A 10876-nucleotide genomic window follows, 5' to 3' on the forward strand; every position below is an offset into this window, starting at 1 on the left:
GGGTATAGCCCAGGGCAGAGAGTATCATAAAGGACATGAACATAGACATGGGGATTGCAAACCCAACAAAGAGGGCGTTGCGGAATCCAAGGAAGAACATCAGTACGGTAACCACAAGGATGATCCCGAAAATAATGTTGTTCACGAGGTCGTCTACCTGGTTCAGGGTACGATTAGAAGAATCATTGGCGATGGAAACCTTCAGGTCTTGCGGAAAATAATTTTCCCTTGCGTCCTGAATGATTTTTTTGATCTCATCTGCGGCAGTGATTGCATTTTTCCCTGAGCGTTTTTTGACGTCAAGCATTACCACGCTTTTACCGCGATCCCTGGCATAGGTGGTTTTCTCTTCCTCTTTGAAGGATATTTCAGCGATATCCTTTAGGTATACCGCATCTCCTTTTTCGGATTTAACCACAAAGCTCTCCAGTTCAGAAGGGTCCTCGATCTCACCCAGAATACGTATGGTACGCCGCTGCCCACTGGTTTTGAGATTGCCGGCAGACATGGTCATGTTCCCTCCGTTTATAGCCTGTATGATATCGTCAAAGCTGATCCTGGCGGCCATCATTTTATAGATATCCACAGCTACTTCCACTTCCTTTTCCTGTGCCCCGCGGATATCCACTTCCTTGATCTGTGGGAGGTCTTCGATCTCCTCTTCCAGGTACTCTCCGAATTCCTTTAACTTATCCACGGGGTAATCGCCCGTGATATTGACATTCATAATCGGAAAGGATTCGGAAAGGTTGAGGTCAAAGACATTGGGCTCTACCTTGGCGCCGTTGAAAATGGGCCAGTCTTCTCCTGATTTCTCTCCATCCACTTCGTCCTTTACCCTTTGTTTGGCGTTTTCCACCAAAATGTCCTCGTCAAATTCCACTACGATCATGGAATAGTCTTCCTGGGAAGTGGAAGTGATCTCCACCAGATTACTGACGTTTTTGAGGCGGTCTTCCAGGGGGTCTGTGATCAGACGTTCTATATCTTCTGCAGTATTTCCGGGATAGACCGTGCTTACGTATATCTTCGTCTCTTTTACCTCTGGAAAGTCCTCCCGCGGCATTGAAAAATAGGAAGACAAACCGATGAGAAAGAAGATTCCGATCATCACATAGATGACTGAGGGGTTATCAATAGCCCAGGACGACAACCGGAATTCCTTGTTGATATTTTTCTTTTGCCGACTCATGGTACTATTGTATTATTTTGATTTGTTGCCCCTCGCGCACGCTACGGGCCCCTTCTTTGATTACCTGGTCCCCGCTTTGGATACCTGAGAGGACTTCAACAAAGTCGCCCTGGGTTTTTCCTGTAGTCACGACCTTTTTAACCGATCTGGCTATGCCTTCAGTCGTTTTCTCCGCAGCCAGGTAGACATATTGTTCCCCTTCCGCATTTTCGGAGATCACGCTCTGTGGAATAAGGATGGCTTCGGGATTGCTGTAATCGTTGATCTGTACCCGGGCAGTAAGGTTGGGCTTTACCGTCCCGGAGGGATTGGGTACCGGGATCTCCACGTTGAAGGAGCGGTTGTTTGGATTGATGAAATTACCCGTTTGACGGACCTTTGTAGTTACACTATCACCCAGAACCGGGAAATATACCCTTACTTCCTTTCCTTTCGTTACGCCTTCCAGGTAACTTTCAGGCACATCTACGGAGATATACATATCAGAAAGGTTGACGATCCTGAAAACAGCCACCCCTGTACCGGGGGCTACCACGGTGCCCTCGTCCTGGATCACATCATCAATTATACCTGAAAAAGGCGCTGTAATGCGGGATTTCGCCAGTTGACTCTCGGCCTGGTTTACGGCATTCTCGGTAGCTTCGAAATTCGTCTTGGCCTGCAGGTACTGGATTTCAGAACCGATCTTCTGGTCCCACAATCGTTTTTGTCGTTCGAAGGTAGTTTTAGCCAAGGCTGCTTGGGTACGCAATTGCTCGAGTTGACTCGCCATACCTCCGTCGTCAATTTTGGCCAGCAACTGTCCTTTTCGAACCTGCTGTCCTTCCCTGACATAGACTTGCATAAGGGTCCCTGCCATCTCCGGGTAAATGAGCACGTTTTGCTTCGTCATTACATCCCCCTGCAGCTCCAGAAAATGTTTAAAAGGCTGGGACTGCACTTCTATGGTGGTAACAAGGGGTATCTTTTTATTTGTATCCAGGGCACTAATGGCCGAATCAAGCAGTTTTAAGTCGCTGTTGAGCGCCTTCTGCTGTTCCGATATTTCCTGCCGCCTGGACTTTATGGCATCCAGGCTCCCGGAGGAAACCAGTTCTTCTACAGAGGTTTTGCTGCTGTTTTGGCAGGCCTGTAAAAAGGCCATTCCCAGAAGCAGGTAACTGATCGTTTTTTTCATCACTAGGTGTACTTGTTTTGCTTAGTTGTTGAGGATTGTTTCGAGCTCTGTTTTCCGGTTGATCACATCAACCATGGCCTGCAGGTATTCCTGTTGGGCCGAATAGAGTTGTGTTTGTGCCTGCCTTAGGTCAAAGCTACTGGCAAGACCTTCGGCATATTTGATCTGATTTTTATTCTCTATGCGTTCTGCCAGATCCAGGTTTTTCTTCTTGGTTTCATATTCTTCAATGGAGAAAATGTAGTCGCTCTTGGCGCGATCCAGGGCGAGCCGAATTTTTTCTTCTGTTTCGGTGAGTTGGGTTTTGGCTTTTTCAAAAGCGATACGCGCGCGCTGTGTGCTGGCGTCTCGTTTCAAGGAACTGAAAATGGGAATGTTCAGGTCAAATCCCAGCACCGAACTTTCAAACCACTCCTGCTCACTGTTCAGAAAATTGAAACTGTCGCCAAAACCGAAATAACTGTAATTCACAAAGGCATTCAAGGTGGGCAGGGCCCTGCTTTTGGCGAGCTTTAATTCATAGTACCGCTGCTCGTTCAGATTAAAAACCAGCTTATAGTCTACATTGTTTTCCATATTGAATGGCGATTCAAGCAAACCGGGTTCGATTTGCTTTTCGGCCAGATCATCAAGGGTTTCTGTGAGAACCGTTTTATTTTCAATGGGCAGGCCCATCATGAGGTTGAGCATCTGCAGGGTTATGCGTTCAAACCGCTGTGCATTTTTAAGGCCGCTCTCCAGTGATGCCAGGGTAATTTGCAGCTGTTCCACGCTTTCTTCATCCCCGAGGCCATTTTCATAAAGCTTTTCGGTTTCGTACAGGGTTTTGCCAAGCGTGGCAATATTCCTTTCGGCAATCTCTACCGTTTCATTGGCGAGGAGCACATTCCCATAAGCTTCTACGACAGCCTTACGGACCTCCTGCTCTGTTTTTTCCATATTGTTCTGGCTGTAGGTCAAAAAGGCCCGCGTTGCCTGCACCCCTACGATGTAGGAACCGTCGAATATTTGCTGCTTTAAAGTTGCTGTGGCGTTAGCGGATTGTGGCGGACTAAAGACCACAGGTTGAAATGTGCCTGGTTCGCCTCCAAAAAATTCAGCAGGGATTAGGGACACCGGTTGTTTCAATTGGTTCTGATAACTGATGTTCGCATCGATTTGCGGCAATCCGGTGGCAATAACCTCCCACTTTTGTTTTTGGGCATCCACCATATCCCTGCTGGCATTTATGGCGCTGTAATTGTGTTCCAGGGCATAGGCAATGGCCTCATCAAGGGAAAACCGTGTGGGTGCCTCCTGCGCCCTGCCAGTGGTCATGGCAAACAAAAGGATTATGGTCAGCAGCTTCGTTTTCATTTATTCGTGGTTTGAGTTGATGATCGCATTCAATATGTTTCTTCCCTTTGGGGTAACTATACCCCTGAGGTGATATTCCAAATAATCGTCCATTAACTGGGCAGAAGAGTACTTGCTGCTTGGGAATAGTCGCTGGTCCTTCAGGCTTGTTACACCAGAGAAGTAAATTCTTGCTATAAATTCGGGATCGAGGTTTTCCCGGTAAATGCCCATCTCAATGCCTTCCTTTACATTTTCAAGAACGCACTCCTGCATCATTTTGAACTTCTTTTCATTCAGGGTGAGATGGATGTCAGGGTAATATTTTTGGAGTTGAAATTCAGGGGAAGCTTTTTCATCCTTGAGATGCTGCATCACAAAACGCTTGATCTCATAAAGCTCTTCCACCGGGTTTTTATTCAGGGAACAGATATGATCAATGCCCTGAGCAATGGCTTCGAACACATGTAAAGTGCACGCCTTTACCAGCTGATTCTTGTTTTGAAAATGGGTATAAATGGTTTTTTTTGATATCGCCATTTCATGGGCGAGATCATCCATAGTTACACTTTTGAACCCCAGATTCAAAAACAATTCCGTTGCTTTTTCCAGTATTTGATCCCTCATAAGCGGGGCAAATATGCAGAGGAAACTTTTAATACACAAAAAGTTTCCTAAGTTTTACAATTTATTAACACGCTCTTATTGAAGGCTTCTCCGGTCTTGTATTATGTAGCTCATTTACTTGCAGGCAAGCTATCGGAAGCAGCATGATAAGGGGAATTTAAAGCCAATTGCCAGGTATTTTCCGAAAATGCCAGGAGGATTTGTGAGCAGGGGAGTGGTGGCATGCGGTTTTCGTTTATTTTTGAAAAAAATTGAAGATGCAGGATATTGTCAGCTCCTATCGACAGGTATTCAATACCTACTTGAAGAAAAAGATAAGCCCAAGGGAACCCAGGGGCCTTTACGACCCGATGTCCTACATTATGGACCTGGGGGGGAAACGCCTGCGCCCTGTGCTTACCCTGATTGCGGCATCTGCTTTTGGTACTGAAAAAGAGAAAGCCCTAGATGCCGCCCTTGCGGTTGAGGTCTTTCACAACTTCACCCTGCTTCATGACGATATCATGGATGAAGCGCCTTTGCGCAGGGGACAACCCACGGTACATCACAAATGGGATGTAAATACGGGTATACTTTCAGGGGATGTGATGCTGATCCACGCCTATCAGTTGCTGGAGGCCTATCCTGCGGCTGAGTTTAAATCCCTGATGGCGGTTTTCAGCCAAACGGCCCGCGAGGTTTGTGAAGGACAGCAGCTGGATATGGACTTTGAAAACCGTGATGATGTTTCCCTGGAGGAATACCTCCTTATGATAACGAACAAAACGGCTGTTTTGGTGGGCGCCGCCATGAAAATGGGGGCCATTATTGCCGGTGCTTCCGAGTCTGACCAGCAGCATATCTACGATTTTGGAAAATATCTGGGAATTGCCTTCCAGCTTCAGGACGATTACCTGGATGCCTTTGGCGATCCCAGGACTTTTGGGAAACAGGTTGGGGGAGATATTATAGAGAACAAGAAGACCTATCTGTACCTGAAGGCCCAAAAACTCGCAGACGAGGAAAGGGCCCTTGAACTGGAACAGCTGTTTTCGATCAAACCAAAAGATCCTGAGGAGAAAATAAACGAAGTTTTAAGGATTTATCGAGATTCGGGTGCTGCTCAGGCTACCCGGCAGGCAATTTCGGATTATACCCAACGTGCCTATGATGTCTTAAAACAGATGGATCTCGCGACAGGGTTTGAAGAGGTGCTCAGAAACTTTGCGGAAAACCTTATGGACCGTAAAGTCTAGAATACCCTGCGCCTAAGAGCATCCAGGAAGAGCAAGGCCGGACTTCCGGACATGGTCAATAATTCTTCCCAAAAGTTGGTTTCCTCATCCAGGAATTTAAACAACAACTGGGGGCTCCTTTTTTTAAAAATGGATTCAAAAATGCGCCTGCCCTGACTGTTATCCCGTTTCAGGATGTCTAACAGCAGCAGATCGTAGTACCAGAAACGCGTCCTGGGGTCGAATTCTTCTATTGGCTTTTCCTCCTTCAGGTGTTGTACCAGCTGCTCAACTTTTAACGCACTGCGCCGGAAGGTATATCCGGTACTTGGTTTGGCCCAACCACCGGCGATACCTATATGAAGAATTTTGTCCGAATTGTTACGGCTGAAAGGATAGGACGTCATTGGGATCCTGCCTTTTTCTTTTTCGAGCACTTCGTAGCTGTTGCAATGCAGATCATGCTTCAGATAGTCTTCAATCGCGTTTTCGTATTCCTGCTTTTTGAGGAGGGATTCTGAAAATAGCGTGTACTCCACTAAGGCCTCGTTGGCAGAAAAAGGTAACACATACATAAAGCGGGTATTCCTGTTTTGCTCTATGGAAAAATCCATGAACGTGGCCATCCCGGGATCAAAGACCTCTTTATCTGTTTTTACAAACCATCCGATAAAATGTTGTTGCAATACAGGATATCGGTGCTGGGAATACATGTCGGTGGGGTCAAAGGAGCTGTTAAAAACCATTTCAGCTCTATAGGAACCCTTAGTTGTCCGAACTTCCACCCCTTCAGCGGTTTCTTTCAGCCCGTTGACTTCCTCCTGCCGGAAGGTGATATGATCATACTCCTTCAACTTGTTCAGGGAATGCCTGTAAAAATCCACGCCCCTTACCATTTTATACCGGTATGGATGAATCGGAATACGGGCTCGGTACTTTCTGCCAGCAAAGAAGATATCGTCCCAAACCTTGTGCACAATCTCGTCAAACGGGCCCTCACCCTGTTCCCAGAAACACCAGGTCCGGTCATTCTTTTGTTTCTCGTCCCTGTCCAGTAAAAGGATCTGTTTATTTTGAAAATATGGATCGGCTCCCATAGCGGAAGCCAGCATCATTCCGGAGGCCCCGGCACCTATTATGATATAATCGAAATTGGACATGCTGCGCAGGGCTAAAGTACGAATTACAGCAGGAACCTTTGCTGTTCCCTAGTTCAATTGATAGCGCAATCCAAAAAATCCGCGGATCCCCTGGTTGGGCCCGAAAACGTAAGAGGGGTCAAAAGTAAGTGCAAAGGGATTGTCTGCCGTGGGTACGGCATTTCCATTGTTGTCAAAAACCACTTCCCTGTCGAAAGGGTCATTGGCCCTGGCGATAATAAAAGGATTGCCGCGGTTGGGGGTCCAGTTCAGTAGATTTTTTATCCCACCATAGATCTGAAACCCCGAGAGGCCTTTAAAGGTAAACTGAATATTCTGAATGCTCCAGGTTGGAGAAAATTCTCGCCTTGGATCCAGGTCGCCCAGCAATGGTAGTCGCATGGGGCCGTACAGGTTACCCGTGTAATCGATACTTAGGTTGAGGGGTAGTAGTGTATAGGAGAGGTTCCAGGTCCCGGTAAAGCTTTCTGTTAATATTTGCCGCTGCGTAATCCCGTTTTCGGTATTGCTGACGTCCTGCAGGGTTGCCCCAAGAAGAACTTTTAACCCATTGGAGAGGACCACATCCAGGTTAGCACTGATTCCTCTTGAGATCGATTTTCCGTCCAGGTTATTGTATATGATCTGGTTGGGATTCGTATCGTAATCCGGCAGGATAATATTTGAAAAATAGGTGTAAAAGGCAGAAGCATCTATGCCAACAAAGGTGCCGTTATCCGAATATATTTTCTTCAGATAGTTGAGATTTACATTGATGGAGCGTTCAGGCCTCAGGGCTTCAGAAATGACTACCTCCCTGGCCCCCGTAAGCGCGGCGTGTTCTTCGGTAAACAGATTCACCACCCGGAAACCCGTTCCAGCATTTAACCTGAGGACATCGTTATCTGTGGGTTTCCACTTAACAGCCCCTCTGGGGGTCAAAATATTGCCATGACGCTGATCATAGTCGTACCTGAGCCCGGTAAGTACAGACAGTTTTTGATTCAGGGAAATCTCATCCTGAAGGAAAAGGCTGGGGATCCATACCTCATCCGGTTCGTTAGACCTCAGCGCAGCCGTTGCCGGTGTGCTGTCGTCATAAAAGGTATATCTCAGCGCACTTCCCATCAGCAAATCATGCTTGCCTATGGTTTTGTCCCAGGTCAGCTGTCCAAATCCAATCCGCTGGTCTGCGAGGTAGGGCATATCCCCGTATACTGAGTTCTGGTTGTGGTCATTATAAGAAAAGGAGAAGAGCATTTTTTCCTTTACCGGCAGCTGGTATTTCCCAAGGATCTCCCATCTGCGGGTGTAGATACTCTCCCCGTAGATGACGTCTCCGCCTCGGAATTCAGGGGTCCATTGCATCTCGCCCCCCCAGCGGTCTTCATAGAAGAACCGGCCCGCCAGGGAAAAAATACGGGAATCTTTGCGTTGTATGTTCCATTTCTGAAAAATGGAGATCCGGTCCTGCAAGGTCACATCGGTGAAGTTATCCCCATTTTCATCCGTAGGGATATTGAAATTAAAATAGTTCACCCCCAATAAAATGTCGGTTTTATCTCCCATATTGAGTTTAGCGCCCACATCGAGGTTGTATTCCCCCCAGCCGGTTACAAAGGCGTCGGCAGAGAATTCAGGTGCAAGCGGGGCGTGTTTGGTTATGACGTTGATAAGCCCTCCCACAGCTTCGCTGCCATACAGTGAGGAAGCCGGTCCTTTGATGATCTCAATCTGCTCGATCAGGGCGTTCGGAATACCTGTAAGGCCATACACCGTACCCAATCCGCTAACAATGGGCATGCCGTCTATAAGGACCAGGGTATAGGGCCCCTCAAGCCCGTTGATGTGGATGTCTCCCGTATTGCAGACATTACAGTTGATTTGCGGCCTTACGCCATTTACGTTCTGCAGCGCTTCAAAAAGACTGGGGGTGGGGTTTTTTTTAAGGAAAGCCGGACTGTACACTTCTACGGGGACAGGGCTTTCGAGCCGGCTCACCGGCTTTAGTGTCCCGGTAACCACAGTCTCGTCAAGCCGTTCAGCTGATGGGATAAGCGCTACCTTGAGGACCAGGTTCTCTTTACCGGATACCGATATGGTAGTTCTGAACAGTTCATATCCCACAGCACTGGCCATGAGGGTATAGCGGCCTTTTGGTATGCCATTCAGGGTAAACCTGCCATTTTCGTCTGCAGCAGTCCCAAATGCAGTTCCTTTCAGATAAATGCTGGCGAAAGCCACCGGGCCATCTGGACTCTCCGTCGTTCCGGTTATCGTGATTTCCTGGGCGTAAGCGAAACAAGAGATCAACCCTATTAAAAAGGATAGCCGAAGCCTGTATTTCATCCCTATTGCCCTCATTTTTTATTGACTCCTTAAATAATATTTAGGCAAAACTAAAAATATGTTTTTATAAATAAAAATGTATTTTTGTGAGAATGAATAGTACCAGTTATTCAGAGGAAAATTACCTCAAAGCGATTTTTCATTTAGGCAATGAAGGTACACTTGCGGTATCGACGACGAACCTTGCGAAGAGAATCAAGACCAAGCCATCTTCAGTGACCGACATGATGCAGCGTATGGCAGAGAAGGGACTGGTGAATTATCGCAAGTATAAGGGAGTATCCCTCACCGATCTCGGAAAGAAGACCGCTTTATCTATTATCAGGAAACACAGGCTTTGGGAAGTTTTTCTCGTGGAAAAATTGAATTTTTCCTGGGATGAGGTACACGATGTGGCTGAGCAACTTGAGCATATTAAAAGCGAGAAACTGGTAGACCTCCTTGATGATCATTTAGGCTATCCTCAGTATGATCCCCATGGGGACCCCATACCCGGAAAGGATGGGAACTATCCGTCGCGTGAAAAACAATTACTCAGCCATTTTCCGGAAAATGCAGAAGGTATTTGTATTGGGGTGAAGGATTCGTCTGCATCCTTGTTGAAATATCTGGATCGCCATGAAATTTCACTGGGGGATACGATCCGGCTCCTGGAACGGGAAGATTATGACAATTCCCTCCTGGTGGCTGTAGGGGACAGGAAAATACGCCTCTCCCATCAGATAGCGTCCAACCTTTACCTCAAATTAATTTGATATGATACAGCAGGTAATCGACTATTTCGAAACCATTAACCCTATCCTGGCCGCTTTATATGCCACGCTTTTTACCTGGGTACTCACAGCTTTGGGGGCTGCCCTTGTTTTCTTCTTTAAAACGATGAACCGGGCAGTGCTTGACGGAATGCTCGGTTTTACGGGAGGCGTTATGGTGGCCGCAAGTTTCTGGAGTCTGCTGGCACCTGGGATAGAAATGAGCCCCGGGGAGGGTTTTATGAAGGTCATTCCTGCAGCCGTAGGGTTCTTACTCGGTGCAGTGTTTCTCTATGGTTTAGACAAGGTTTTGCCTCACATACATATCAACTTTAAGGAGAGTGAAGGTATCAAAACCCCATGGCATAGAACTACGTTACTCATCCTGGCCATCACCATGCACAATATTCCCGAGGGACTTGCCGTGGGGGTCCTGTTTGGAGGGGTAGCTTCCGGCTTCGAAGGCGCTACCATAGGCGGTGCGGTGGCCCTGGCCCTGGGTATCGGGTTGCAGAACTTTCCCGAAGGATTTGCCGTGGCCATGCCCCTCAGGAGACAGGGACTGAGCCGGAAAAAAAGCTGGATTTACGGTCAGGCTTCAGCCATAGTTGAACCCATTGCCGGCGTACTCGGCGCCTGGGCGGTACTTACCTTTGAACCGATACTCCCCTATGCCCTTTCATTTGCAGCGGGTGCGATGATCTTTGTGGTGGTAGAAGAAGTGATCCCGGAAACACAATTAGATAAGTATACCGATATCGCCACTATGGGCTTCATCGGCGGTTTTATCATCATGATGATGCTGGACGTGGGCCTGGGTTGATAGGGGTCCCCTCAAAATGTGATTTCCTCTTCCTGGGGAATTTTCTCATAAGGGATGTTGTCCAGTATATATCGTAGGGCCTCGATCCGGGCATCCGTTTTACGGTTGGCATCAATGATCACCCATGGGGAGTGTTTGAGGTCTGTATGTTCAAACATCCTCAGTTTGAAGGCGGTATATTCATCCCATAATTCCTGTGCTTTCTGGTCTACCGGCGTCATTTTCCAACGTTTAAGTGGATTGGATTTGATCTCTTTGAATCGCAGCG

9 protein-coding genes and 1 pseudogene are annotated in these 10876 nt (G+C 47.3%); 3 read left to right on the forward strand and 7 right to left on the reverse strand.

Going from position 1 to position 10876, the window contains the following annotated elements; translation table 11 throughout:
- From AC4E7D_RS03395 to AC4E7D_RS03410, 4 genes are all read right to left on the reverse strand, one after another.
- On the reverse strand, window positions 1–1192 hold a 1192-nt coding region (locus AC4E7D_RS03395; protein WP_490172402.1), incomplete at its 3' end, for an efflux RND transporter permease subunit.
- A gap of 4 nt (window positions 1193–1196) precedes the next feature.
- On the reverse strand, window positions 1197–2369 hold the full coding sequence (locus AC4E7D_RS03400) for an efflux RND transporter periplasmic adaptor subunit (RefSeq protein ID WP_490172403.1): 1173 nt from the start codon (window positions 2367–2369) through the stop codon (window positions 1197–1199).
- Window positions 2370–2390: 21 nt separating this feature from the next.
- On the reverse strand, window positions 2391–3725 hold the full coding sequence (locus AC4E7D_RS03405; RefSeq protein WP_490172404.1) for a TolC family protein: 1335 nt from the start codon (window positions 3723–3725) through the stop codon (window positions 2391–2393).
- Window positions 3726–4331, reverse strand: a complete 606-nt coding sequence (locus AC4E7D_RS03410; RefSeq protein ID WP_490172405.1) for a TetR/AcrR family transcriptional regulator — start codon at window positions 4329–4331, stop codon at window positions 3726–3728.
- A 257-nt stretch (window positions 4332–4588) separates the two neighbouring features.
- On the opposite strand from AC4E7D_RS03410, the gene AC4E7D_RS03415 reads away from it, so the two are divergent.
- Window positions 4589–5566 (forward strand): polyprenyl synthetase family protein, encoded by a 978-nt coding sequence (locus AC4E7D_RS03415; protein WP_490172406.1) that lies wholly within the window; start codon window positions 4589–4591, stop codon window positions 5564–5566.
- Here the strand turns inward: AC4E7D_RS03415 and AC4E7D_RS03420 are convergent.
- Together AC4E7D_RS03420 and AC4E7D_RS03425 are read right to left on the reverse strand one after the other, a co-directional pair.
- Window positions 5563–6705, reverse strand: a complete 1143-nt coding sequence (locus tag AC4E7D_RS03420; protein WP_490172407.1) for a lycopene cyclase family protein — start codon at window positions 6703–6705, stop codon at window positions 5563–5565. The two genes, AC4E7D_RS03415 and AC4E7D_RS03420, sit on opposite strands and share 4 nt — an antisense overlap.
- A 48-nt stretch (window positions 6706–6753) precedes the next feature.
- Window positions 6754–9033 (reverse strand): TonB-dependent receptor, encoded by a 2280-nt coding sequence (locus AC4E7D_RS03425; protein WP_490172408.1) that lies wholly within the window; start codon window positions 9031–9033, stop codon window positions 6754–6756.
- Window positions 9034–9125: 92 nt separating this feature from the next.
- On the opposite strand from AC4E7D_RS03425, the gene AC4E7D_RS03430 reads away from it, so the two are divergent.
- On the forward strand, window positions 9126–9788 hold the full coding sequence (locus tag AC4E7D_RS03430) for a metal-dependent transcriptional regulator (protein WP_490172409.1): 663 nt from the start codon (window positions 9126–9128) through the stop codon (window positions 9786–9788).
- A gap of 1 nt (window position 9789) precedes the next feature.
- Window positions 9790–10608 (forward strand): ZIP family metal transporter, encoded by an 819-nt coding sequence (locus AC4E7D_RS03435; RefSeq protein WP_490172410.1) that lies wholly within the window; start codon window positions 9790–9792, stop codon window positions 10606–10608.
- Between the two features lie 11 nt (window positions 10609–10619).
- On the opposite strand, the pseudogene AC4E7D_RS03440 reads toward AC4E7D_RS03435, so the two are convergent.
- A pseudogene (locus AC4E7D_RS03440) lies at window positions 10620–10876 on the reverse strand (polyphosphate kinase 2); the annotation flags it as partial.

The sequence above is a fragment of the Lentiprolixibacter sp. genome, from assembly GCF_982873095.1.